We start from the raw sequence: 24,392 nt of genomic DNA, 5'->3' as shown, positions 1-24,392 counted from the left end.
AGGGCATGACGACGATCAAGGACACCCGCGAGGAGTGGGAGATCCGGGCGACGGAGACCCCCTTCGTCGGCAACAAGACCTCGGTGCGCACCGACGAGGTGGTCATGCCGGACGGCTCGGTGGTCCGCCGCGACTACCAGGTCCACCCGGGCTCGGTCGCCGTCCTCGCCCTCGACGAGGAGGACCGGGTGCTGCTGATCAACCAGTACCGCCACCCGGTGCGCCACAAGCTGTGGGAGATCCCGGCCGGGCTGCTCGACGTGCCCGGCGAGAACCCGCTGCACGCCGCCCAGCGCGAGCTGTACGAGGAGGCGCACGTCAAGGCCGAGGACTGGCGGGTGCTCACCGACGTGTACACCACCCCCGGCGGCTGCGACGAGGCCGTGCGGATCTTCCTCGCGCGTGATCTGTCCGAGGCGGAGGGGGAGCGCTTCGCGGCGGAGCACGAGGAGACCGACATGCAGCACGCGCGGGTGCCGGTCGACGAGCTGGTGCGCCTCGTGCTCGCCGGTGACGTGCACAACAACTGCCTGGTCGTCGGGGTGCTCTCCCTGGTGGCCGCGCGCGGCGGGGACGGGCTGGACGCGCTGCGCCCGGCGGACGCGCCCTGGCCGGCCCGCCCGTTCTCCTCCTGAACCCGCGCGGAACCCCATTGGTGTGACCATCGCCTGATCCGATCGGGCGATGTCCCCGTCGTCCCCGCCGCGCTCCGAGCGGAACGTCGCAGAGCGTGAACTAGGCTCTTCAACGCCCGTACCGGAAGATCCGGCGGGCTTGCGCGTGCGGTGTGGGACGGGAGTGTGGCCCGTGACGGATCAGGCGGTGGACACAGGCGGTGCGCGGCTGTCCGCGCCCTCGGCCGACGGGGACCATTTCCTGGGCCGCGCACGGGAGTTGAAGGAGCTGCGCGCCGACATCGAGCGCGCGGGCCTGGACACCATCTCCGGCCGCAAGGCGCCCCGCGCGCGGGTCCTGCTGATCGCCGGGCGCCCCGGTTCCGGCCGCACCACCCTCGCCGCCGAACTGGTCCGCCAGGTCGCGCACCGTTACCCCGACGGGGTGCTGCGCGCCCGGCTCGGCGAGGCCGACGGCACCCCGGTCCCGGTGGAGCGGGCCGCCCGCGAACTGCTGGCCGCGCTGCGGGTGCCCGCCCCGGCCGGCGCCGCCGAGGACGATCTGACCGAGGCCCTGCGCACCGCCCTCGCCGGCCGCCGGGCACTGCTCTTCCTGGACGACGCGGCCGGCGCCGAACAGGTCGACGCGTTGCTCCCGGACGCCCCGGACTGCCTGGTGGTGGCCGTCTCCAAGGGCCCGCTCACCGGCATCGCGGACGTCCGCCCCTGCACCCTGGGCGGCCTCGACACCAAGTCCGCCGTCGAGCTGCTCACCCGCTACACCGGCTCGGTCCGCGTCACCGTCGACCCCCGCTCCGCCGAGAGTCTGGTGGAGGCCTGCCAGGGCCACCCGGCCACCCTGGTGCTGGCCGGCGGCTGGCTCGCCGCCCGCCCCAAGGCCGCCGTCTCCGACCTCGCCAAGCGGATGCACACCTATGGGCAGGACGGCGCGGACGACGCCGACGCCACCCCACTGGCCCGCGTCTTCCGGCTGGTGCACGAGGAGCTGCCCGGCCCCGCCGCCCGGATACTGCGACTGCTCAGCCTGGCCCCGGCCGGCCCGGTCGACGACCACACCGCCTCCGCGCTGGCCGGCTGCTCGGTGGAGGCCGCCCGCGCCACCCTGGACGACTTCGTCGCCCTCGGCCTACTACGGCCGGTGGACTCGCCGCTCGCCGAGTACGAGGTGCCGGGCTGGCTGCACCCGCTGCTGCGCGCCCTGGCCGAGGCCCAGGAACGGCCGGGGGAGCTCCAGCTGGCCCGGGCCCGGATGCTGGAGCGCACGGTACGGCTGCTGCACTCCTGCCGGGCCATCACCGAGACCGACAGCCCGCAGTCCCGCGAGAAGATCCAGGCCCTGCCCCCGGCGGTGCGCTTCGCCGACCCCCGCGCGGCCGCCGAGTGGCTGCGCGTGCGCAGGCCCGCGCTGCTGGCCTCCGCCCGGCTCGCGGTGGCCGACGGAGAACTGGACACCCTGGCGAGGCGGCTGCTGTCGCAGCTGGTCAGGGCCTTCGCGGCGCATGTCGGCACCCAGGCCGCGGCCGCCGACCTGTACGGCGTGCACGGGCTGGTGCTGGATGTCGCGCAGCGGCGCGGGCTGCCCCGGGAGCGGGCCGCGGCGTTGCTGAACCTGGGCGACCTGGACGCCCAGACCGGCCGCACCCGGGACGCGCTGGCCCGCTACCGGGACGCGCTGGACGCCGGACGCGAGGCGAACGACCCGTACGCCACCGGCCGCGCGATGGAATCCGTAGGCGGCGCCCACCAGGAGCTGGGTGACTACGACCGGGCCGCCGACTGGTTCGGGCGGGCGCTAGCCGACCGGCTGGCCCGCGGCGAGCGCACCGAGGCCGCCCGGCTGTACGGCCGGATCGCCACCGCCCACACCTACGCGGGCCGCTACGGCGAGGCGCTGCGGAACTGGCGGGCGGCCTGTGCGGCCTACCGCAAGAGCGGTGAAGTCGCGGCCCACGCAAGGGCGTTGAGCGAGATGGCCCGGGTGCAGGAGTACGCGGGACGGCCGCAGGAATCGCTGCACACCTGCCAGGAGGCGGTGGAGTGGGCGCGGCGCGCGGACGACGTCCGCCTCCAGGCCGCGTTGCAGCTGCGCCTGGCCGACACCGTGGAGCGCCTCGGCGACCCGACGGCGGCCCGCTTGCACCGGGCCACGGCCGGGCGTCTGCTGGGTGAGGAGGGCCCGGAACGGCCATCACAGCAGGACACAAGCCCGGAACAGGACGCGAACGCCTACGAAATCCGAGGTGCATCGTCAGAAGATTGATGCAATGAAAGGCTAGACAGGCGGAACACCTTCATTAAACTGGCTCTGCCGCATGTTCCTGCGGTGTCTCCCGGTATGCCAAGGCATGTCTGGGTACGCCTGTAATGCACCCCCATACCCCTGAGCCAAGGACCGTGATCGACGTGAAGGTCGGCATCCCCCGCGAGGTCAAGAACAACGAGTTCCGGGTGGCCATCACCCCCGCCGGCGTGCACGAGCTGGTGCGCAACGGCCACCAGGTCGTCATCGAGCGGGGCGCCGGCATCGGCTCCTCGATCACGGACGACGAGTACGTGGCCGCCGGTGGCCGGATCCTGGACACCGCCGACGAGGTCTGGGCCGCCGCCGACCTGCTGCTGAAGGTCAAGGAGCCCATCGCGGAGGAGTACCACCGCCTTCGCAAGGACCAGATCCTCTTCACCTACCTGCACCTGGCCGCCTCCAAGGAGTGCACGGACGCCCTGATCGAGTCCGGCACCACGGCCATCGCCTACGAGACGGTCGAGCTGCCCAACCGCTCGCTGCCGCTGCTCGCCCCGATGTCCGAGGTCGCGGGCCGGCTGGCCCCGCAGGTCGGCGCCTACCACCTGATGCGCGCGGGCGGCGGCCGCGGTGTGCTGCCCGGCGGTGTCCCGGGCGTGACCCCGGCCAAGGCCGTGGTCATCGGCGGCGGCGTCTCCGGCTGGAACGCCACCCAGGTCGCCGTCGGCATGGGCTTCGACGTGACCCTGCTCGACCGCGACATCAACAAGCTGCGCGAGGCCGACAAGATCTTCGGCACGAAGGTCAAGGCGATCATGTCCAACGCCTTCGAGCTGGAGAAGGCCGTCCTGGACGCCGACCTGGTCATCGGCGCGGTGCTGATCCCGGGCGCCAAGGCCCCGAAGCTCGTCACCAACGAGCTGGTCGCCCGCATGAAGCCCGGAAGTGTCCTTGTCGACATCGCGATCGACCAGGGCGGCTGCTTCGAGGACTCCCGCCCCACCACGCACGCCGAGCCGACCTTCGAGGTCCACAACTCGGTCTTCTACTGCGTCGCCAACATGCCGGGCGGTGTGCCGAACACCTCCACCAACGCCCTCACCAACGCGACGCTGCCGTACATCGTCTCCCTCGCCAACAACGGCTGGGTCGAGGCGCTGCGCCGCGACGCCGCGCTCGCCAAGGGTCTCAACACCCACGACGGCAAGGTGGTTTACAAGGAGGTCGCCGAGGCCCACGGCCTGGAGCACGTCGAGCTGGCCTCGCTGCTCGGCTGACCTCGGCGACCAGGTGGGTCGCCAAGTCGCTCACCGGCAAAAGGCGATTCGTCAACACGTCTCGTCAACCGCCCACGCCCGGCCGGACCTTGCCCGACAAGGTCCGGCCGGATGTGTGTATGGTCACTTTGCGACTCTCGGTCAACTCGCCTCGAACGTAACCGTTCAACCGATTCGCACCCCGGTGAAACCTGCTGTGCGACGGCCGTACGCCCTTGACAGCGACATGTTTCATTGCCGACACATCCTGCCGGGTCCGGCGGATTGTGTTGCTGCGGACCGCCGACACGCCATAGAGTCGCCAACCGTCGGCATGGTGCCACGCTGACCTTGTCTAGAAGTTTCCTGGTCACCAAGGAGGTAAGACGACTTGTGAATGAGTCGACATTTTCTCCCGGGGGTGGTCAACCAGGAATGCCCGCAGGGGGCCAGGGGCCCGCGGGATTCGAGGCTGTCGGCTCCGTCGCTGTGCGCACCTTCGCAGCCCACCAGAGTCCGGGAGCGCCCATGCCCCGGACAGCACACCAGAGCATGGATGGCCATCACGTGAACGCCATGGCCGGCGACGGAAGTGGCGCGCCCCACAACCACTTCGCCGACTACGACGAACTGCCCGAGGGGCACTTCTACGACCCCGACGCCGAGTACGAGCCCGATCCGGAGTACGCGGCCACGCTCGCGCCCGACGCGGCCCGCCAGCGCCGTGAGCGCATCGGTCCCACCGGACGCCCGCTGCCGTACTTCCCGATCCCGGGCCCGCTGACCGACCACGGCCCCGCGAAGATCATCGCGATGTGCAACCAGAAGGGCGGCGTCGGCAAGACGACGTCGACCATCAACCTGGGTGCCGCGCTCGCGGAGTACGGCCGGCGCGTGCTGCTCGTGGACTTCGACCCGCAGGGCGCGCTGTCGGTGGGTCTCGGCGTCAACCCCATGGAACTCGACCTCACGGTCTACAACCTGCTCATGGAGCGGGGCATGTCCGCGGACGAGGTCCTGCTGAAGACCGCGGTCCCCAACATGGACCTGCTGCCCTCCAACATCGACCTGTCGGCCGCCGAGGTCCAGCTGGTCTCCGAGGTCGCGCGCGAGTCCACGCTCCAGCGGGCGCTCAAGCCGCTGCTGCCCGACTACGACTACATCGTGATCGACTGCCAGCCCTCGCTCGGCCTGCTCACGGTGAACGCGCTGACCGCCGCGCACAAGGTGATCGTGCCGCTGGAGTGCGAGTTCTTCGCGCTGCGCGGTGTCGCGCTGCTGACCGAGACCATCGAGAAGGTCCAGGAACGGCTCAACCCCGAGCTGGAGCTGGACGGCATCCTCGCCACCATGTACGACTCGCGCACGGTGCACAGCCGCGAGGTCCTCGCCCGGGTGGTCGAGGCGTTCGACGACCACGTCTACCACACGGTCATCGGGCGCACGGTCCGCTTCCCGGAGACCACGGTCGCCGGTGAGCCGATCACCACGTACGCCTCCAACTCCGTCGGTGCCGCCGCCTACCGCCAGCTCGCCAGGGAGGTGCTCGCCCGGTGTCACGCCGAGTGAGTCTGCCGGGGGCCGACGAACTCTTCCGTACGACAGGGGGGACGGCGCTGCAGCCGTCGACTCCCCGGCGCGCGGCGGGCGGTGAGGCCCGGGTGCCGGCTCCCGCGCAGGAGAGCGACGACGTGGCCGCCGCCGAGGACGCGCCGCAGGCCGTGCCCGTGCGGAGCGGCGACGGCGAGGGCGTGGAGCACGTGGCTGCGGAAGCGGAGCCCGCCGACGCCGAGTCCCGCGGCCGGCGCCGGCAGTCCGCGGCGGACGGCCCCGCGGCCGCCGCCCAGCCGCGCAAGCGGGGACGGGCGGCCAGCCGCCGGCCCAGCGGGCGCGAGCGGCACGACGAGAAGATCACCGTGTACGTGTCCGCCGAGGAACTGATGGACCTGGAGCACGCGCGGCTGGTGCTCCGGGGCGAGCACGGACTCGCGGTGGACCGCGGGCGCATCGTGCGCGAGGCGGTGGCCGTGGTGCTGGCCGACCTGGAGTCCCGGGGGGACGCGAGCATCCTCGTGCGACGGCTGCGGGGACGTTAGCGGTAGCCTGCGGGGGCCATGACCTCGTTCGACCTCCCCGATCCCGGTACCGCCGGCCGTCGGCGTGCGCTGGGTCGGGGACCGGGCGCCGCGGCGCTCGAAGAGGCCCACGGGACGGTCGTACCGGAAGAACCCCCTGCCGCCGGACCGGAGCCCGGGCCCGGACCGGAGCCCGCGCCCCGACCCGGACCAGGGCCGGGACCCGCGACCGACGAGCCACCCGCGTCCGACGCGACCCCCGACGACGCACCCGACGGCGTCTTCAAGGTCCGCCTCTCCAACTTCGAGGGCCCCTTCGACCTGCTGCTCCAGCTGATCTCCAAGCACAAGCTGGACGTCACCGAGGTCGCCCTGTCGAAGGTGACCGACGAGTTCATGGCGCACATCAGGGCGATGGGCCCGGACTGGGACCTGGACCAGACGACGGAGTTCCTGGTCGTGGCCGCCACCCTGCTCGATCTGAAGGCGGCCCGGCTGCTGCCCGCCGCCGAGGTGGAGGACGAGGCCGACCTCGCGCTGCTGGAGGCGCGGGACCTGCTGTTCGCGCGGCTGCTCCAGTACCGGGCGTACAAGCGGATCGCCGACATCTTCAACGCGCGCGTCGAGGAGGAGGCCCGGCGCCACCCCCGTACCGTCGGTCTGGAGCCCGAGCACGCCGAGCTGCTGCCCGAGGTCGTGATCAGCATCGGCCCCGAGGGGTTCGCCAGGCTCGCGGTCAAGGCGATGCAGCCCAGGCCCAAGCCGCAGGTCTACGTCGACCACATCCACGCCCCGCTGGTCAGCGTGCAGGAGCAGGCGCGGATCGTGGTGGCGCGGCTGCGGGAACTGGGCGAGGCGGGCTTCGGGGCGCTGGTCGAGGACGCCGACGACACCCTGACCGTCGTCGCCCGCTTCCTGGCCCTCCTGGAGCTGTACCGGGAGAAGGCCGTCGCCCTGGAGCAGGAGACGGCCCTCGGCGAGCTGCTGGTCCGCTGGACCGGCGGGGACGGGGACGCGGCCCCGGTGGTCACCGACGAGTTCGACCGGCCACCCCGGCAGACCGAGGAGGAGAAGCAGCCGTGAGCGAGACGACCGAGGCCGCCGCGGGGGACGGCACCGTCGCCGGGCTGGAGCTCAAGCCCGCCCTGGAGGCCGTCCTCATGGTCGTGGACGAGCCCGCGACCGAGGACCAACTCGCCAGGATCCTGGAGCGGCCCAGGCGGCAGATCGCCGACGCGCTGCGCGCGCTGGCCGACGAGTACACCGTGCAGGGCCGCGGCTTCGAGCTGCGCCACGTCGCGGGCGGCTGGCGCTTCTACACCCGCGCCGCCTACGCGCCCGCCGTGGAGCGGCTGGTCCTGGACGGCCAGACCGCCCGGCTCACCCAGGCCGCGCTGGAGACGCTCGCGGTCGTCGCCTACCGCCAGCCGGTCAGCCGCAGCCGGGTCTCCGCCGTGCGCGGGGTGAACTGCGACGGCGTGATGCGGACCCTGCTCCAGCGGGGTCTGGTCGAGGAGGCGGGCGCGGAACCCGAAACAGGTGCGATCCTGTACAGGACGACGAACTACTTCCTGGAGCGGATGGGCCTGCGTGGCCTGGACGAGCTTCCGGAGCTCGCGCCCTTCCTCCCGGAGGCGGAGGCGATCGAGGCCGAGACCCAGGAAGGAGTCCCGTCGTTCGACCCGGACGCGCCCGACGCGCCGGGCGTAGAGGACGCAGACGACTAAGACGGAACTTTGATGCGAAGCAGCGGCAGCGGCAAGAGTGGCGGGCGCGGTAACTACCGCGGCGCCGGCAACAACCGGGACGAGCGGCAGGGGCAGGGCCGTCCCCGCAAGCCCCGCCCCGAGGAGCGCCGCTACGACGTGGGCCCCGGCGCGACCCAGGACGGCCCCAAGTCCGGGCGCGGCGGTGCGGCGCGCGGCGGCGCCAAGGGCGGCCCGAAGCAGCGGCCCCAGCAGGGCGGCCGGACGGCGCCCGCGCGCTCGCGTGAGTACGAGACGCGGGTCGAGGAGCGCAACCGGGAGCGGTACGCGGGCAAGAAGGACGTCAAGCTGCCCAAGACCTTCCCGGGCGCCGAGCAGGAGGGCGAGCGGCTCCAGAAGGTGCTCGCGCGCGCGGGCTACGGCTCCCGGCGCGCCTGCGAGGAGCTGATCGAGCAGGCCCGCGTCGAGGTCAACGGCGAGATCGTCCTGGAGCAGGGCAAGCGGGTCGACCCGGAGAAGGACGAGGTCAAGGTCGACGGCCTGACCGTGGCGACCCAGTCGTACCAGTTCTTCTCGCTGAACAAGCCGGCCGGCGTCGTCTCCACCATGGAGGACCCGGAGGGCCGCCAGTGCCTCGGCGACTACGTCACCAACCGGGAGACCCGGCTCTTCCACGTCGGCCGGCTGGACACCGAGACCGAGGGCGTCATCCTGCTCACCAACCACGGTGAGCTGGCCCACCGCCTCACCCACCCCAAGTACGGCGTGCGCAAGACCTACCTCGCGCACATCGTCGGGCCGATCCCGCGCGACCTCGGCAAGCGCCTGAAGGACGGCATCCAGCTGGAGGACGGCTACGCGCGCGCCGACCACTTCCGGGTGGTGGAGCAGACCGGCAAGAACTACCTGGTCGAGGTGACGCTGCACGAGGGCCGCAAGCACATCGTGCGCCGGATGCTCGCGGAGGCCGGCTTCCCGGTGGACAAGCTGGTGCGCACCGCCTTCGGCCCGATCACCCTGGGCGACCAGAAGTCGGGCTGGCTGCGCCGGTTGTCGAACACCGAGGTCGGCATGCTGATGAAGGAAGTCGATCTGTAGGCGGCACGCCTTGCGTCCGTCCGCCGTCCCCCTTTATTGTCACCATGACGATAAAGGGGGATGATCTTTTATGTCCAAGCGGCCGGCCACCGGAGCGCTCCTCGGCCTCGCCCTCGGGGACGCCCTGGGCTTCCCGACCGAGTTCAACAGGGTGCCGGAAATCATCGCCAAGTGCGGGCCCTGGCGCGGGATGGAGCTGCCTCGGCGCGCCTTCGTCTCCGACGACACCCAGATGACGCTCGCCCTCGGCCGCGGCCTGCGGCGGGCGATGGCGCACGGCCCCCTCACGCCCGCGCGTCTGGAACCCCCGCTGCGCGAGGAGTTCGTGGACTGGTACGAGTCGCCGGACAACAACCGCGCGCCGGGCAACACCTGCCTGACCGCCTGCCGCCTGCTGATGGACGAGGGGCGTGGCTGGCAGGAGGCCAGCCAGGTCGGCTCCAAGGGCTGCGGCGCCAACATGCGCGTCGCCCCGATCGGGCTCGCCCCCGGTCTGAGCGCCGAACAGCGGTCCGGCGCCGCCCAGTTGCAGTCCGGGCTCACCCACGGCCACCCCACCGCGCTGGCCGCCTCCGACCTCACCGCCCACGCGGTCCACCTGCTCGCCCGGGGCACCGAACCGGCCGCGCTGGTCGGGCGGCTGCGTGCCCACGCCCTCGACCGGCGCACCCGCTACGACCACCTCTGGCTCGGCGACCTGTGGACCCGCTCCCAGGACCCCGGCCCCGAGCAGTTCATCGCGCGCGGCTGGGACGAGTGCCTGGCGATCCTGGACCGGATCGAGGCGGCCGTCGCCACCCACTCGCCGGAGACCGACCCGTGCGAGGCCACCGGCGAGGGCTGGATCGCCGAGGAGGCCTTCGCCACCGGGCTGCTGTGCTTCCTGCTCTTCCCCGACGAGCCCCTCACCGCCCTGCGCCGGGCCGCCTGCACCGCCGGCGACTCCGACTCCATCGCCTGCCTCACCGGCGCCTTCGCGGGCGCCTGGCTCGGCGCGGACGCCTGGCCCGCCGACTGGGCCGAGCGGATCGAGTACCGGGAGGACCTGTTGGCACTGGGCACGCTCTGGGACGCTTAGGCCCATGATCGACAACCTCGACATGGATCTCGCGCCCGTCGTCGCCGAACAGCCCGACCCCCTGCTGTTCGCCACCGTCTCCGGGGCCCACCTGTACGGCTTCCCCTCGCAGGACTCGGACGTGGACCTGCGGGGCGTCCACCTGCTGCCCACCGCCGACCTCGTCGGGCTGCGCGAGCCGGAGGAGACCCGGTCGAAGGCATGGGTGCGCTACGGGGTCGAACTGGACCTCGTCACCCACGACCTGCGCAAGTTCGTACGGCTGATGCTGCGCCGCAACGGCTATGTGCTGGAGCAGCTGCTCTCGCCGCTCGTCGTGCACACCGGCGAGGCCCACCGGGAACTGGCCGCCCTCGCGCCGGCCGTGCTCACCAGCCACCACGCCCACCACTACCGGGGGTTCGCGGTCACCCAGTGGCGGCTGTTCGAGAAGACCGGCGAACTCAAGCCGCTGCTCTACACGTTCCGTGTGCTGCTCACCGGCATCCACCTCATGCGCACCGGCGGCATACAGGCCCACCTGCCCACCCTGGCGGCCGAGTGGGACGCGCCCGCGTACGTGCCCGAGCTGATCGCCGCGAAGGCGGAGCGGGAGCACGGGGTGTTCCCCGGGCTCGACCAGGCGCGGGTGGCACAGGACGTGGAGCGGTTGCACCAGGTCCTCGACGAGGCCCAGGCCGCGTCGGTACTGCCGGACGCGGCGGGCGGTCACGAGGCGTTGCACGACTTCGTGGTGCGGATACGGCTGGCCGGCTGAGGGCCGGACGGCCGGGCCGCGGGAAGGACCTGCGAGGCGCGGGTGCGGCCGGTGGCCGGCGGGTCAGGGGCGCGGCGGCGACGCCAGGGCGGAGGCGCGGCGGACCCGGAAGAGGAAGTCCGCCACCCGGGCCTGGTCCGGTTCCGGCGGCAGCGGGGTGCGGCACAGCGCCGCCTCCGCCTCGGCCCCGAGCCGGGCCATCCGCGCCTCCACCTCGGCCCAGGGCACCTCGCCCCGCTTCACGGCCAGCAGCGGCTCGCGGGCGTCGCCCACGTCGATGCGCAGCTCGCCGGTGCGCAGCAGATCGCGGCAACTGATCAGCAGCCGCAGCAGGTGCATGGCGTGCTTCCAGCGCGGGGCGCCCGTCGTGCGCACGTCGGCGTCGAGCTTCCTGCGCTGGCCGAGGGCGTAGCGGGTGAAGGTGCCGTACGCCCTGCGCGAGAGGAACGCGCCGCGCAGGGACAGCAGTTCACGGCCGGTGTCGTCCACCCGCTCCACCAGCGGGGAGTGCAGGCACTCCAGGATGTTCGGGTTGCCCCGCAGCGCCAGCTCGCAGAACCGCTCCAGCTCCCAGGAGAACCGCTCCTCGTCCGGCCCCTCCACATGCGTCGGCGGCTTCTCGAACCGCCAGAACAGGGCGGTGGGCGCGAGGAACACGCCCCGCCGGTCGGTGTCGCTCGCCTCCGTGGCCAGGCCGAAGGCCCGGGAGCCCGTGACACAGGAGTAGACGGTGTGGTCGCGTACCAGGTCCTCGGGCTGCATGCCCGGAGCCTACGCGGCGGTTCAGCCCAGCTGGATCGAGTTTCCCTCGACCTTGATCCGCTTCTCCTCCAGCGGCTTGGTCGCCGGGCCCTCGGCCACCGAACCGTCCGCGATCTTGAACTTGCTGCCGTGGCAGGGGCAGTCGATGGTGCCGTTCTGCACCCGGCTCACCGTGCACCCCATGTGCGTGCACACGGCCGAGAACGCCTTGAACTCGCCCTTCGACGGCTGCGTCACCACGATCTTCCGCTCGTCGAAGACCTTGCCGCCGCCCTCCGGGATGTCGCCGGTGCTCGCCAGCTTCTTCGCGTCGGCCGCCGGGGAGGTGGAGGCGGCCGGGGACGCCGGCCGCGTCGGGGAGGGGCTGTCCGTTCCGTTGCGGGTGTTGTCGGCGGCGGCGCTGGTGCTGCCGCCGTTGTTGCCGCCGCAGCCGGTCGCGAGCGCCGCCGCGCCCGTCGCGATCACCGTGCGCCGCGTCGCGCCCTGGGTCATCTCACCACTCCGTACACATGTCGGGATGCGGATACCGACGCTCCGATGAAAGCGTCGAAACCGGAAGAAACCGGTATGTGCATCGTCTCAGCGATCGGGCGCCCGGCGCTCCGCGGACGCGGGCTGACTACGCTGGACGGGCGAGCACGACAACACCTGTCAGCGAGGAGCGACGCCGTGGCGGTACGAGCGGTCCGGGGGGCCGTCCAGCTGGAGCGGGACGAGGCCGGTCACATGGAGGAGCAGGTCGGCGCCCTGCTCACCGCCGTCCTGGAGCGCAACGGGCTGGTCCCGGACGACCTGATCAGCATCTGGTTCACCGCCACCCCCGATCTGCACAGCGACTTCCCGGCCGCCGCCGCCCGCAAGCTGGGCATCGTCGACGTGCCCCTGATCTGCGCGCAGGAGCTGGACGTCGAGGGCGCCATGCCCCGGGTCGTCCGGATCCTCGCCCATGTCGAGTCGGACCGGCCCCGCGCCGACATCGCCCACGTCTACCTCGGCGCCGCGGCCGCCCTGCGCAAGGACATCGCCCAGTGAGAACCGCACTCGTCATCGGCACCGGCCTGATCGGCACCTCCGCCGCCCTGGCCCTGACCCAGCGCGGGGTCACCGTGCACCTCGCCGACCACGACCCGGAGCACGCCCGGACCGCCGCCGCGCTCGGCGCCGGCACCGACGCGCCTCCCGAGGGCCCCGTCGACCTGGCGATCGTCGCCGCCCCGCCCGCGCACGTGGCCACGGTCCTCGCCGACGCCATGCGCCGCGGACTCGCCCGCGGTTACCTGGACGTGGCCAGCGTCAAGGGCGGCCCCCGCCGGGAGCTGGAGGCGCTCGGCCTGGACCTCACCGCCTACCTCGGCACGCACCCGATGTCCGGCCGGGAGAAGTCCGGGCCGCTGGCCGCCACCGGCGACCTCTTCGAGGGCCGCCCCTGGGTGCTCACCCCCACCCGGGACACCGACACCGAGGTGCTCAACCTCGCCCTGGAACTCGTCTCGCACTGCCGGGCCGTCCCGGTCGTCATGGACGCCGACGCCCACGACCGCGCCGTGGCCCTCGTCTCCCACATGCCCCACCTGGTCTCCAGCATGGTCGCCGCGCGCCTGGAACACGCCGACGAGGCCGCCGTACGGCTGTGCGGACAGGGCATCCGGGACGTGACCCGGATCGCCGCCTCCGACCCGCGCATGTGGATCGACATCCTCTCCGCCAACCCGGGCCCGGTCGCCGACCTGCTCGCCGACGTCGCCGCCGACCTGGACGAGACCGTGACGGCCCTGCGCGCCCTTCAGTCCTGCGACGAGGACAAGCGGCGCGCGGGCAGCGCCGGGGTGGAGAAGCTGCTGCGCCGCGGCAACGCGGGCCAGGTGCGGGTGCCCGGCAAGCACGGCAGCGCGCCGCGGGTCTACGAGACCGTCGTCGTGCTCATCGACGACCAGCCGGGACAGCTGGCGCGGATCTTCGCCGACGCGGGCCGCGCCGGGGTCAACATCGAGGACGTGCGCATCGAGCACGCCACCGGGCAGCAGGCAGGTCTGATGCAGCTCATGGTCGAACCGCACGCGGCCCCGGTGCTCAGCAGCGCGCTGCGCGAGCGGGGCTGGGCGCTGCGGCAGTAGGACGGCGAAGGCGGGCGGTGATGTGCGTCCGGACGAGTGACCCACACCCAGTAACCTTGTGCGGGGCGCTCTCGCACCCCGACCCCCGCTCACCCCGCACACCCAGGAAGGTGCCCTCGTGGAAAACGGCGCCGCCCCGACCGCCAAGCCCGTGATCGTCGCGATCGACGGTCCCTCCGGCACGGGCAAGTCGAGCACGTCGAAGGCCGTGGCCGCGCAGCTCGGCCTGAGCTACCTGGACACCGGGGCCCAGTACCGGGCGATCACCTGGTGGATGGTGAACAACGGCATCGACCTGGCGGACCCCACCGCCGTCGCGGCCGTCGCGGGCAAGGCCGACATCGTCTCCGGCACCGACCCGGAAGCCCCCACCATCACGGTCGACGGGGTGGACGTGGCCGCGGCGATCCGCACCCAGGAGGTCACCTCCAAGGTCAGCGCGGTCAGCGCGGTGCCCGAGGTGCGCGCCCGGATCACCGAGCTCCAGCGCTCGCTGGCGGCCGGCGCCGAGCGGGGCATCGTGGTCGAGGGCCGTGACATCGGTACGACGGTGCTGCCGGACGCCGACCTCAAGATCTTCCTCACCGCCTCCCCGGAGGCCCGCGCCGCCCGCCGCAGCGGCGAGCTGAAGGGCGCGGACCTGCACGCCACCCGCGAGGCGCTGATCAAGCGGGACACCGCCGACTCCAGCCGCAAGACCTCCCCGCTCGCCAAGGCCGACGACGCGGTCGAGGTGGACACCACCGAGCTCACCCTCGCCCAGGTCATCGAGTGCGTCGTCACCCTGGTCGAGGAGAAGCGGACCGGGAAGTGAGCCTGCCCTCCGAAAGAGGTGCCGAGGTCGGGCGGCGCATCGGCGTCGGCCTGATGTACGGCCTGTGGAAGCCGCGGGTGCTCGGCGCCTGGAAGGTGCCCGCCACCGGCCCGGTGATCCTCGCGGTGAACCACTCGCACAACATCGACGGCCCGATGGTCATGGGCGTGGCGCCCCGGCCGACGCACTTCCTGATCAAGAGGGAGGCGTTCGTCGGTCCGCTGGGCGACTTCCTGACCGGCATCGGCCAGCTGAAGGTGGACCGGGCCGCCGCCGACCGCACCGCCATCACCGACGCCCTCGGCGTCCTGGCGGCCGGGGGAGTGCTGGGGATCTTCCCGGAGGGCACCCGGGGCGAGGGCGACTTCGCCTCGCTGCGCGCGGGCCTCGCCTACTTCGCGGTCCGCAGCGGGGCGCCGATCGTGCCGGTGGCCGTCATGGGAAGCTCGGACCGGCCGGGTCGGTTGATAAAGGCGCTGCCTCCGCTGCGCTCCCGGGTCGACGTCGTCTTCGGCGACCCGTTCGACGCGGGCGACGGATCGGGGCGGCGCACGCGCCGGGCGCTGGACGAGGCGACCGAGCGCATCCAGAAGCAGCTCACCGGCCACCTGGAAAACGCCAGGCGCCTGACCGGGCGCCGGGCGACACTTGAGTAGTGGATCAGCCCACCCGGGACCAGCCCGGGGGCCTGTTCCACCGATCACCACGATGAACGACGAGGTACGGACTTCATGAACGACGACATCCAGCCCGACGGCTCGGCCGCGCACGAGTACGAGCACGGGGCTCTCGGCGACGCCGAGTACGCGCAGTTCATGGAGCTCGCCGCGGAAGAGGGCTTCGACATCGAGGACGTCGAGGGCGCCATCGAGGCGGCGGGCCACGGCCCGCTGCCCGTGCTCGCCGTCGTCGGCCGTCCCAATGTCGGCAAGTCGACCCTGGTCAACCGGATCATCGGCCGCCGCGAGGCGGTCGTCGAGGACAAGCCGGGCGTGACCCGCGACCGCGTCACGTACGAGGCCGAGTGGGCGGGCCGCCGCTTCAAGGTGGTCGACACCGGCGGCTGGGAGCAGGACGTCCTCGGCATCGACGCCTCCGTGGCGGCCCAGGCCGAGTACGCGATCGAGGCCGCCGACGCGGTGGTCTTCGTGGTCGACGCCAAGGTCGGCGCGACCGACACCGACGAGGCCGTCGTCCGGCTGCTGCGCAAGGCCGGCAAGCCGGTGGTGCTGTGCGCCAACAAGGTCGACGGCCCGAGCGGCGAGGCCGACGCCGCCTATCTGTGGAACCTGGGCCTCGGCGAGCCCCACCCGGTCTCCGCCCTGCACGGTCGCGGCACCGGCGACATGCTGGACGCCGTCCTGGAGGCGCTGCCCGAGGCGCCCGAGCAGACCTTCGGCACCGCGCTCGGCGGCCCCCGCCGGATCGCGCTCATCGGCCGCCCGAACGTCGGCAAGTCCTCCCTGCTGAACAAGGTGGCCGGCGAGGAGCGCGTCGTCGTCAACGAGCTGGCGGGCACCACCCGCGACCCGGTGGACGAGATCATCGAGCTGGGCGGCGTCACCTGGAAGTTCGTGGACACCGCCGGCATCCGCAAGCGGGTCCACCTCCAGCAGGGCGCCGACTACTACGCCTCGCTGCGCACCGCCGCCGCCGTGGAGAAGGCCGAGGTCGCGGTCGTCCTGATCGACGCCTCCGAGAACATCTCCGTGCAGGACCAGCGGATCGTCACCATGGCCGTCGAGGCGGGCCGCGCGCTGGTCATCGCCTACAACAAGTGGGACACCCTGGACGAGGAGCGCCGCTACTACCTGGAGCGGGAGATCGAGACCGAGCTGGGCCAGGTCGCCTGGGCGCCCCGGGTGAACGTGTCCGCGCGCACCGGCCGCCACATGGAGAAGCTGGTCCCGGCCATCGAGACCGCGCTCGCCGGCTGGGAGACCCGCGTGCCCACCGGCCGGCTCAACGCCTTCCTCGGCGAGCTGGTCGCGGCCCACCCGCACCCGGTCCGGGGCGGCAAGCAGCCGCGCATCCTCTTCGGCACCCAGGCCGGCACCAAGCCGCCGCGCTTCGTGCTCTTCGCCTCGGGCTTCATCGAGGCGGGCTACCGGCGCTTCATCGAGCGCCGGCTGCGCGAGGAGTTCGGCTTCGAGGGCACCCCGATCCACATCTCGGTGCGGGTGCGCGAGAAGCGCGGCACGAAGAAGAAGTAGCGCCGACGGTACGACGTGAAGGGCGGCCCCCGTTCTCGGGGGCCGCCCTTCTTCGTGGGTCCGGCACGCTCATGCGCCCCGGCGCGGTCCCGGCGGCAGCGCGGCGGGCACATGGTGCATCCCGTTGTCCTGCTCGGGCCGTCCGACGGTGCCGACCCGCTGCCACTGCGACTGCTGGCGGGCGTTGTAGGCCCCCGCGCTGTAGGCGCTGTAGGAGCTGCTGAACGAGCCCGCCCGATGGCCGCCGTACGACCATCCCGTCCGGTCCGGCAGACCGAAGGGGACGAACCTCAGCCCCTCCTCCCCGCTGCGGTCGCCCGGCAGCGTGCGAAAGGCCTTGACCCACTCCGCGGAGAGCATGTCGAAGATCGGCGTGGCCGAGGCACCACCCATCCCTTCCTGCCCGGTCCGGGCGGACGGGACGGAGGAGAACGAGGACCGGCGGGGCGAAGTGTCGTATGCGTGCACGTATGTCCAAACGACGGCGCCCCCGAAGAGATGCGGTTTCGTGACCTGCCTTCGGGAGCGCGGTTGGTCAGGTACCCGCGAGCGGCAGCGCCGCCGCCACCAGCCTGCCCTGCGCCGCGGCCCGGTCGAGGGAGTCGCGCAGCAGGTCCTCGCGGGGCTGACGGCCGATCGAGCCCACCGGGGCGGCGAACATCAGCACCTGCTGGTGCTTGTTGGCCGAGGCCCGCCAGCCGTCGGTGACCTGGAGCGGCTGGTGCGCCTGCCACCAGGCCACCGGCTGGCCGCCGTGCGGGCCCGGCTGGAGGACCGCGTGCAGCTGGCCCACCGCCAGCAGCACCGACCAGCCGTGCAGCACCGGCGGTACGGCGGCGATCTCGGTCACCGGCATGAAGCCCTGCTCGATCAGCAGCGGCAGGAAGTCGTCCCCGGTCCCGGTGGTGCCCGGGCGCACGATGGGCGAGGTGGGCTCGACGACCAGCGCGGGGTGCAACTCGCCCTCGATGAGGACGAGTCCGCTGGTCACGCCGAGCACCGCCTGCTCGGGCGCGGACCGCCGCGGCCCGTCGTCGGCGGCCTGCGCGCCGATGGAGCGGACGGCGCCCTGCAACTGCTCCTCGGTGACCTGGACGACCTGCGAGGGCAGGCAGCTGGCGTGGGCGAAGGCGAGGACCGCGGTCTCCTCGCCGACGAACAGGACGGTGCTGGTGCGCTCCTGCTCGGAGTCGCCCGGGGTGCGGCAGGACGTGCAGTCGTAACTGCCCGGGGCGTTCTCTCCGGCGAGCAGCCGGTCGGCTTCTTCGTCGCCGATCTCGGCGCGTACGGCGTCGCTGACGTCGAGCATGCGCGGCACGGGTGGCTCCCTTGGGATGCGTGCTGGACCGGTCGGGTGGCCCCCGGCCGATGAGCCCCAGGGTTCCGGGCTCATGAAGAAGACAACGGGCGTCCTGTGGTGGGAGTCACGCATGGCGGGGCACCGGTTCGAACCAACCCTCGCGCGCGGTCACCCCCGGTGCGGAATCCGCCACTCACGGTCAACTTGGCGCCCGGGCAAGCGACTTGAAGGGGTGAAGTGGGTCACAGGAAGCTGCCGGGCATGGTCGAAAAATCGGTAAATCGGTGTATGTAGTGGGTGGCTGAAAATCGCCGATACCCCGGGTAACGGTCAACTGGCCTGGAAGGACGGTCATTTGGTTGAAGTCCGGCGCCGACTCTCCCTACATTCCTCCGCCGTGTGCAACGAGCACCGCTCGGGTACGTCCGCCACCCGGCACCGGCAGCGCAGCATCGCCGGCACCGGGGGCGCGGGCGGGGCGGGCGCGCGTCACCGCGGTCCTGCGCGGCGAGGCGCGTGCCGTCTGGGGGAGCCCGGGTCGCTGGAAAGGGAATTACATGTCCGAGTGTGCCGATACCACCCGCACCACCGCCCGTGACGACAGCACGCGCCGGGGCCGCACGACGGCCGTACTCGCCGGCGCCGCGCTGCTGGCCCCGCTGGGGCTGCTGGCCGCGACCGGCAACGCCGCCGCCGCGGACAACGGGGTGTGGGACCGCATCGCCCAGTGCGAGAGCGGCGGCAACTGGCACATCAACACCGGCAACGGCTACTACGGCGGGCTCCAGTTCTCCGCCCACACCTGGCGCGCGTACGGCGGCTCCGCGTACGCCTCCACGGCCGACCGGGCCTCCCGGAGCGCGCAGATCGCCGTCGCGACGCGGGTCCAGCAGGCCCAGGGCTGGGGCGCCTGGCCGGTCTGCTCGGGACGCGCGGGAGCGATGGGCTCCGCCCCCTCGCAGGTGAGCGTCGACAAGGGCCCGGCGAAGAAGCCGGCCCCGGCCAGGACGAGGAAGCCGGCCCCGGCCACCACGCCGAAGACCTCGCGGCACCCGTCCCCGTCCCGGGGCACGGGCGGCTACACGGTGCGCGCGGGCGACACGCTGTCCAGGATCGCCGAGCGGCACGGCACGACGTGGCACCGCCTCTACGCCGCGAACAGGTCCGTGATCGGCGCCGACCCGAACGTGATCGTGCCCGGACAGCGTCTGACCCTCTGAGCCGTACGGTGCCGGGACCGGTCCGGTGCCCGGCCCCCGGCCCGACGGCCCGACGGCCCTCCGGTTCCCGCCGGGGGGCCGCGCCGCGTAGCGCCCGCGCGTCATGTGCGGAATCCGTGAAAATCCCCATGCGGTGTCAGCTCCGGTGCCACGGATCGGGATTCCCCGGAATCACGCTCCCGGCCTCTCCGGGTCTTCGCCGCGGAAGTTTCCGGCGGGTAATGGGAAGGGCCGCGGCGACACGAGGGAATTCAGTTCGAATGCCCCGGTGAGCGGTACGGAAACCCCCGAACGTGTGAGGGAGTTCGGCCGGAAGGGACTCCGGAAGCTGTGACAGAAGTGTGACCCTGGTCGGAGGCCGCTCTTACCCGGACGTGCCCGGCTTCCGTCACCGCGCGTCGCGGCCTAGCGTGGCCGCATGGCACCGATTCCCACTCCGCCAGCGGAGCCCCAGGACAGTCCGGACGGGTACGTCGGCCTCGACGCGGCGAGCGCCGAGCGGCTGGCCCGGCAGCGCGGCTGGTCGACCGTGCGGTCGCTGCCGCCGGGCGCGATCATCACCATGGAGTACCGGGCGGGCCGGCTCAACTTCGAGGTGCGTGACGGCCGGGTGGCCCGCGCCTGGAAGGGCTGACGCCCGCGCCCGCGTACGGCGAAGGCCCCGCTCCCGTGAGGGGGCGGGGCCTTCGCCGTGGGGCGGGGGCGGTGTGCGTACCGGACCCGCCGCCGTCCCGGCCGTCAGCCGCCTGTCAGGGGACGGGCCGCCGGCTGGGAGGTGCCGCGGGGTGCCCGGTCGCCGCCCGGCGGGCGGCGGCTGCCCGCCGGGGTGACCGGGCTGCGCTCGGAGCGGGCCGTGTGCGGTCCGGGTGCCAGGTGCACCAGGCCCCGGGAGGCGCGGGTGGAGGAGACCGGCTCGCGGGCCGGCGCGGACTGCTCGGCTTCCGCGCCGCGCGGCGCCTTGAGCAGCACCGGCGCCAGCGGGGCGGCCGGCTCGGGAACGGGCCGGTTGCGCCAGCGGTCGCGCAGGTCGAACAGCCGGGTCTCGGCCTTGGCGATCAGCGGTTCGAACCACGGCAGGGCGAGCAGGATCAGCAGGCCGGCGGCCCAGCCGAGGAGCACGTCGCTGAGCCAGTGCGTACCGAGGTAGACGGTGGTGAGACCGACGCCCAGCGAGGTGATCGCGGAGACCGCGGACAGCCAGCGCCGTGCGCGCGGGGTCGAGGCCAGATAGGCCAGGATGCCCCAGGTCACCACCGCGTTGGCGGTGTGTCCGCTGGGAAATATATCGCCGCCCAGACCCATCTCGTTCGAGCCGATCACGGTCGCGTAGTGCGGACCGAGCCGCCCCATGCCGTACTTGGCGGCGCCGACCGTGGCGTTCAGCAGCAGCAGCGAGGTGGCCAGGGTGAGCAGCGGGCGCAGGGTGTGCTGGCGCCAGGAGCGCCAGCCGAGCCAGGCCGCGACCATCACCGCGGTGGGGCCGCGCTGGCCGAGCACCACGTAGTAGTCGAGGAAGGCGTGGATCTGCGGCCACTGCTGGTACGGCCGGAAGAACATGACCTGCCAGTCGAGCCGGACGAGCCAGGAGGTGGTCACCACGGCCCACACGATCGCCAGGTAGAAGGCGAGGGTCGCGGAGAACAGCACGACCCGGTGCCGGCTCATCACCGGCACATCGATATGGGCCGGCCGTTCCGGCTCCCGGTCCAGCCTGGCGAACACCCGGTCCAGACGCCGGGTGAGGTTCCGTTCGGTACGCACCCAATCGACGTTACAGCGAGTGAGCTGTGTTCCCGGTCGTAACAGCGGCTTTGTGATGACGATGTGATGTGGGAAACCTCTCAAGGGCGGTCGAATTCCGCCGGATTCCGCAATCACGTGAGGCCGCGCTCTGTAATTCCTTTGATCGTGCCGGGTGTTGTTTATATGGCGCTTATAAATGCGTTAACCCGGTCCTGGGTCGCAATTCCCCGGAGCTTCACCGGCCGGTACGCGTCGATCACGGGGGGCCGGAGCCGTTCAGCCAGAACGCCCCGTAGACCGCGGAGATGATCGCCAGCGCCGCCGTGAGCAGGACGGATCGGGAGGTGCGCAGCCGGGCGAGGGCCTCGGCGAGCGGGAGGAGCACCGGGAAGGCGGGCAGCAGCAGCCGGGGCTTGGAGCCGAAGTAGCTCGACGCGCACAGCGCCAGCGCCAGCACGACCCCCGTGTACACCAGCAGTTCGACCGGCTGGCCCCGGCGCACCCCGCTGACGTACAGCCAGAGCAGCAGCGCGACACCGGCGATCAGTCCGACGCCCGCGAGCGCGGACGGGACCGACGTGAACTTGTCGGCCACGAAACACGCGAAGGCGTATCCGCCGTCGAAGCCGTTGCGCCATCCGGCCTGCACGTCCAGATAGCCGAACGGGCCCCTGCCGGTGTGCCCGCCGACCCAGAGCACGTAGCCGGCCGCGCCGAGCGGAGCGATCAGCATCCCGAGGAGGCGACGGAGGGTGAAGGGGGAGGGGACGCGTGTTGACGGTCCCGCGGCGGCGGAAGGGGCGTGCGCCGTTCGCCGCGCGCCGTCCGTGCGCGCCGCGCTTCGCTCCCGCACGAAGGAGATCACGGCCGCGGTCCACACCGCGGCGACCACCGCGCCGCCCACCGGCCGGGTCAGCCCCGCCAGCGCCGCGAGCAGCCCCGCGCTCACCCACCGCCCGGTCAGCAGCGCGTACAGCGCCCAGGCCGCCAGCGCGGTGAACAGCGACTCGCTGTACGCCATCGACTGGACCACCGCGACCGGCAGCACCGCCCACAGCAGCACGGCGCAGACACCGACCCGCCGCCCGTACACGTGCTCGGCGACCGCGTAGATCCCCGCCGCCGCGGCGAGCGAGGCGAGCAGCGACACCACGAGACCAGCGTGCGCGTACGACAGCGGGGTGACCGCGTGCAGGCCCCGCTCCAGCCACGGCAGCAGCGGGAAGAACGCCAGATCGGAGTGGACGTCGCCGTCGGGCAGCCGCACCTGGTAGCCGTAGCCGCCCTCGGCGACCCGCGTGTACCAGAGGGAGTCCCAGCGCGCGGTCAGCAGGGTGAGGGCGCTCTTGCCGCGCGCGGCGCTCCACACCGCCAGCACCACCAGGCCCAGGACGCGGACCGCCGCGTAGCCCACGAGGGCCGGGGCCGCCCGGCGCGGCAGCGGTGCGGGCGGCGGCGGGGCGTGGGGTGCGGCCACGCGCGTCTCGAGATCGGTCACGGGCTCGATTATCGACCGGACGGGGGAACGGACCGGCCGCCGGGGCGCGGTCGAGCGGGCGGGGCGTGGTGCACGACACAGGGGTAGCCTCCCGGGGGTGAGAGGTCCGCCACGTGTGGGCTCGGCGGACTCGCGTAGGCTGACGAGCCATCCCCGTGGACAGCGCGGGCCGGGGACACCACTCCTTCCCGGCCGTACGACAGGCGGTCCCCGTCGCCCCGCTCCACGCGAGGGAACATCTGGGAGGTACGTACATGTCCGGGACGCCCACGGCCGCCCTACGGCCGCGCCGCCGGACGGCCGGGCCCGGTGCCAACCGCTGGGTCGTCCTCGTCGTCCTCTGCGCCAGCCTGCTGCTCGTCGCCCTCGACGCGACCGTGCTGCACGTGGCGGTCCCCGCGGTCACCGAGGACCTGCGGCCCGGCGCCACGGAACTGCTCTGGATCGTCGACGTCTACCCGCTGGTCTGCGCCTCGCTGCTGATCCTCTTCGGCACCCTCGGCGACCGGGTGGGGCGCAGACGCGTCCTGCTGCTCGGCTACGGCCTGTTCGGCGTGGCCTCCGCCGTCGCCGCGACCGCGCACACGGCCGAGGTGCTGATCCTCGCCCGCGCCCTGCTCGGCGTCGGCGGCGCCATGATCATGCCCGCGACCCTGTCGATCCTCCGCCAGGTCTTCCCCGACCGGCGCGAGCGCGCCCTCGCCATCGGCGTGTGGAGCGCGGTCGCCGCCGTCGGCGCGGCGGTCGGCCCGCTGCTCGGCGGCTTTCTGCTGGAGCACTTCTGGTGGGGCTCGGTCTTCCTGATCAACATCCCGCTGATGCTGATCAGCCTTCCGGTCGGGCGGATGCTGCTGCCCGAGTCCCGGGGCACGGCGGACGGCCCCTGGGACGTGACCGGCGCGCTGATGGCGGCGGCCGGCCTGTTCGGCGTCGTCCTCGGCGTCAAGCAGCTCGGCGGCGGCCACGCCCCGGCGAGCCCCTTGACCCTGCTGCCGCTGCCGGTCGGCGCCGCCCTGCTCGTCCTGTTCGTACGGCGCCAGCGGCGGCTGCCGCACCCGCTGGTGGACCTGCGGCTGTTCCGCAGGCCCGCGTTCACCACCGCGGTCGGCTGCATCGTGCTGGCGATGCTCGCGCTGGTCGGCCTGGAGCTGATCGCCGCGCAGTACCTGCAACTGGTCCTCGGTCTGTCGCCGCTCGCCACCGGCCTGCGGCTGCTGCCGCTGACCGTGGCGGCGATGGCGGCGGGCCTGCTGGGCGCGCGGGTGCTGCGCCGGTTCGGACCGCGCCGGATGGTGTGCACCGGCTTCTGTGTGACGGCGGCCGCGGTGCTGACCCTGACCGCGATGGGCCGTGCCGACAACCCGGCGCTGCTGCTGTCCGGCTTCGTGCTGCTCGGCCTCGGCCTGGAGACCACGCTGTTCGGCGCCTACGAGTCGATGCTCAGCGAGGCCCCGGCGGACCGGGCCGGCGGCGCGGCGGCGATCGGCGAGACCTCCTACCAGCTGGGCGCCGGCCTCGGCATCGCGCTCCTCGGCAGCGTGATGAACGCGGCGTACACCCCCCGGCTGCGCGCGGTGCCCGGCGTCTCCGCCGCGGACGCGACCGCCGCCGGGCACTCGCTGGGGGAGGCCTACGACGTCGCGCACCGGCTCGGCGGCGCGGCCGGGTCCGCGCTGCGCCGGGCGGCCCGGGACTCCTTCGTGCACGGGCTGCACGTGACCCTGCTGGTGAGCGCGGGGCTGTTGCTGCTGGGCGCGGTGATGGCGCTGCGGCTGCCGCGGGTCATGCAGTGCGGGGCGGAGGCGGGGCCGGAGCCGGACGACGCCGGGCTGGAGCTGCCCGCCCCGCGCGCCTCGGAGAAGCCGCGGGTCTCCGCCTGAC

General features: G+C 72.9%; 24 protein-coding genes. 18 read left to right on the top strand and 6 right to left on the bottom strand.

What is annotated here, in order from left to right; genetic code table 11:
- The first annotated feature begins 5 nt into the window (after positions 1-5).
- The 10 genes from BLW85_RS10805 to BLW85_RS10760 all read left to right on the top strand — a co-directional run bounded on the left by BLW85_RS10805 (position 6) and on the right by BLW85_RS10760 (position 10,847).
- Complete coding sequence (locus BLW85_RS10805; RefSeq protein WP_070028011.1) at positions 6-635, top strand: NUDIX domain-containing protein; 630 nt, start codon at positions 6-8, stop codon at positions 633-635.
- A 172-nt stretch (positions 636-807) separates the two neighbouring features.
- Complete coding sequence (locus BLW85_RS10800; protein WP_074991928.1) at positions 808-2,895, top strand: tetratricopeptide repeat protein; 2,088 nt, start codon at positions 808-810, stop codon at positions 2,893-2,895.
- Between the two features lie 134 nt (positions 2,896-3,029).
- Entirely contained in the window at positions 3,030-4,154 is a 1,125-nt protein-coding gene (gene ald, locus BLW85_RS10795; protein ID WP_070028009.1) for an alanine dehydrogenase, read from the top strand.
- A 414-nt stretch (positions 4,155-4,568) separates the two neighbouring features.
- Positions 4,569-5,702 carry a ParA family protein gene (locus BLW85_RS10790; RefSeq protein WP_079172313.1) on the top strand — a complete coding sequence of 378 codons (1,134 nt, stop codon included), beginning with the start codon at positions 4,569-4,571 and terminating at the stop codon, positions 5,700-5,702.
- A complete protein-coding gene (locus BLW85_RS10785) occupies positions 5,687-6,229 on the top strand; it encodes a hypothetical protein (protein ID WP_070028008.1) in 543 nt (180 codons plus the stop codon). The genes BLW85_RS10790 and BLW85_RS10785 overlap by 16 nt, the downstream gene beginning before the upstream one ends.
- Positions 6,230-6,247: 18 nt before the next feature.
- Complete coding sequence (locus tag BLW85_RS10780) at positions 6,248-7,291, top strand: segregation and condensation protein A (protein ID WP_070028007.1); 1,044 nt, start codon at positions 6,248-6,250, stop codon at positions 7,289-7,291.
- Positions 7,288-7,935 (top strand): SMC-Scp complex subunit ScpB, encoded by a 648-nt coding sequence (gene scpB, locus BLW85_RS10775; protein ID WP_074991927.1) that lies wholly within the window; start codon positions 7,288-7,290, stop codon positions 7,933-7,935. The genes BLW85_RS10780 and scpB overlap by 4 nt, the downstream gene beginning before the upstream one ends.
- 12 nt (positions 7,936-7,947) lie before the next feature.
- Complete coding sequence (locus BLW85_RS10770; protein ID WP_070028005.1) at positions 7,948-9,012, top strand: pseudouridine synthase; 1,065 nt, start codon at positions 7,948-7,950, stop codon at positions 9,010-9,012.
- A 70-nt stretch (positions 9,013-9,082) separates the two neighbouring features.
- Positions 9,083-10,090 (top strand): ADP-ribosylglycohydrolase family protein, encoded by a 1,008-nt coding sequence (locus BLW85_RS10765; protein WP_070028004.1) that lies wholly within the window; start codon positions 9,083-9,085, stop codon positions 10,088-10,090.
- A gap of 4 nt (positions 10,091-10,094) precedes the next feature.
- Positions 10,095-10,847, top strand: coding sequence for a nucleotidyltransferase domain-containing protein (locus BLW85_RS10760; RefSeq protein WP_070028003.1), 753 nt, complete (start codon positions 10,095-10,097; stop codon positions 10,845-10,847).
- Positions 10,848-10,910: 63 nt separating this feature from the next.
- Here BLW85_RS10760 and BLW85_RS10755 read toward each other — a convergent pair whose 3' ends face one another.
- Positions 10,911-11,609 (bottom strand): nucleotidyltransferase domain-containing protein, encoded by a 699-nt coding sequence (locus tag BLW85_RS10755; RefSeq protein WP_074991926.1) that lies wholly within the window; start codon positions 11,607-11,609, stop codon positions 10,911-10,913.
- Between the two features lie 21 nt (positions 11,610-11,630).
- On the bottom strand, positions 11,631-12,101 hold the full coding sequence (locus tag BLW85_RS10750; protein WP_074991925.1) for a Rieske (2Fe-2S) protein: 471 nt from the start codon (positions 12,099-12,101) through the stop codon (positions 11,631-11,633).
- 177 nt (positions 12,102-12,278) lie between these two features.
- Between BLW85_RS10750 and aroH the strand changes: the two genes are divergently transcribed.
- The 5 genes from aroH to der all read left to right on the top strand — a co-directional run bounded on the left by aroH (position 12,279) and on the right by der (position 16,750).
- Positions 12,279-12,641: a chorismate mutase gene (gene aroH / locus BLW85_RS10745; RefSeq protein WP_070028000.1), complete on the top strand. Its 363-nt coding sequence runs from the start codon at positions 12,279-12,281 to the stop codon at positions 12,639-12,641.
- Positions 12,638-13,723, top strand: a complete 1,086-nt coding sequence (locus BLW85_RS10740; RefSeq protein ID WP_070027999.1) for a prephenate dehydrogenase — start codon at positions 12,638-12,640, stop codon at positions 13,721-13,723. The genes aroH and BLW85_RS10740 overlap by 4 nt, the downstream gene beginning before the upstream one ends.
- 118 nt (positions 13,724-13,841) lie before the next feature.
- On the top strand, positions 13,842-14,537 hold the full coding sequence (cmk, locus tag BLW85_RS10735) for a (d)CMP kinase (RefSeq protein ID WP_070027998.1): 696 nt from the start codon (positions 13,842-13,844) through the stop codon (positions 14,535-14,537).
- A 53-nt stretch (positions 14,538-14,590) separates the two neighbouring features.
- Positions 14,591-15,193, top strand: a complete 603-nt coding sequence (locus tag BLW85_RS10730; RefSeq protein ID WP_070028035.1) for a lysophospholipid acyltransferase family protein — start codon at positions 14,591-14,593, stop codon at positions 15,191-15,193.
- Positions 15,194-15,268: 75 nt separating this feature from the next.
- Entirely contained in the window at positions 15,269-16,750 is a 1,482-nt protein-coding gene (der, locus tag BLW85_RS10725) for a ribosome biogenesis GTPase Der (RefSeq protein ID WP_074991924.1), read from the top strand.
- A 69-nt stretch (positions 16,751-16,819) separates the two neighbouring features.
- Here the strand turns inward: der and BLW85_RS10720 are convergent, their stop codons facing one another.
- Positions 16,820-17,218 (bottom strand): hypothetical protein, encoded by a 399-nt coding sequence (locus tag BLW85_RS10720; protein WP_074991923.1) that lies wholly within the window; start codon positions 17,216-17,218, stop codon positions 16,820-16,822.
- A 67-nt stretch (positions 17,219-17,285) separates the two neighbouring features.
- Positions 17,286-18,068: a hypothetical protein gene (locus tag BLW85_RS10715; protein ID WP_070027995.1), complete on the bottom strand. Its 783-nt coding sequence runs from the start codon at positions 18,066-18,068 to the stop codon at positions 17,286-17,288.
- Positions 18,069-18,607: 539 nt separating this feature from the next.
- Between BLW85_RS10715 and BLW85_RS10710 the strand changes: the two genes are divergently transcribed.
- Positions 18,608-19,270, top strand: coding sequence for a LysM peptidoglycan-binding domain-containing protein (locus BLW85_RS10710; protein WP_070027994.1), 663 nt, complete (start codon positions 18,608-18,610; stop codon positions 19,268-19,270).
- A gap of 418 nt (positions 19,271-19,688) precedes the next feature.
- On the top strand, positions 19,689-19,904 hold the full coding sequence (locus tag BLW85_RS10705) for an I78 family peptidase inhibitor (RefSeq protein ID WP_070027992.1): 216 nt from the start codon (positions 19,689-19,691) through the stop codon (positions 19,902-19,904).
- A gap of 104 nt (positions 19,905-20,008) precedes the next feature.
- Here BLW85_RS10705 and BLW85_RS10700 read toward each other — a convergent pair whose 3' ends face one another.
- Both BLW85_RS10700 and BLW85_RS10695 read right to left on the bottom strand, forming a co-directional pair.
- Positions 20,009-21,031: a phosphatase PAP2 family protein gene (locus BLW85_RS10700; protein ID WP_074991922.1), complete on the bottom strand. Its 1,023-nt coding sequence runs from the start codon at positions 21,029-21,031 to the stop codon at positions 20,009-20,011.
- Positions 21,032-21,269: 238 nt separating this feature from the next.
- Positions 21,270-22,511, bottom strand: a complete 1,242-nt coding sequence (locus BLW85_RS10695) for a glycosyltransferase family 39 protein (RefSeq protein WP_074991921.1) — start codon at positions 22,509-22,511, stop codon at positions 21,270-21,272.
- A gap of 254 nt (positions 22,512-22,765) precedes the next feature.
- Here BLW85_RS10695 and BLW85_RS10685 point away from each other — a divergent pair, with 254 nt between their 5' ends.
- Positions 22,766-24,391, top strand: a complete 1,626-nt coding sequence (locus BLW85_RS10685; RefSeq protein WP_070027986.1) for an MFS transporter — start codon at positions 22,766-22,768, stop codon at positions 24,389-24,391.
- Position 24,392 lies beyond the last annotated feature (1 nt).

The sequence above is a fragment of the Streptomyces misionensis genome, from assembly GCF_900104815.1.
Taxonomy (GTDB): Bacteria; Actinomycetota; Actinomycetes; order Streptomycetales; family Streptomycetaceae; genus Streptomyces; species Streptomyces misionensis.
The sequence above is the reverse complement of the archived record's forward strand: the minus strand, read 5'-3'. Positions and strand labels throughout refer to the sequence as shown.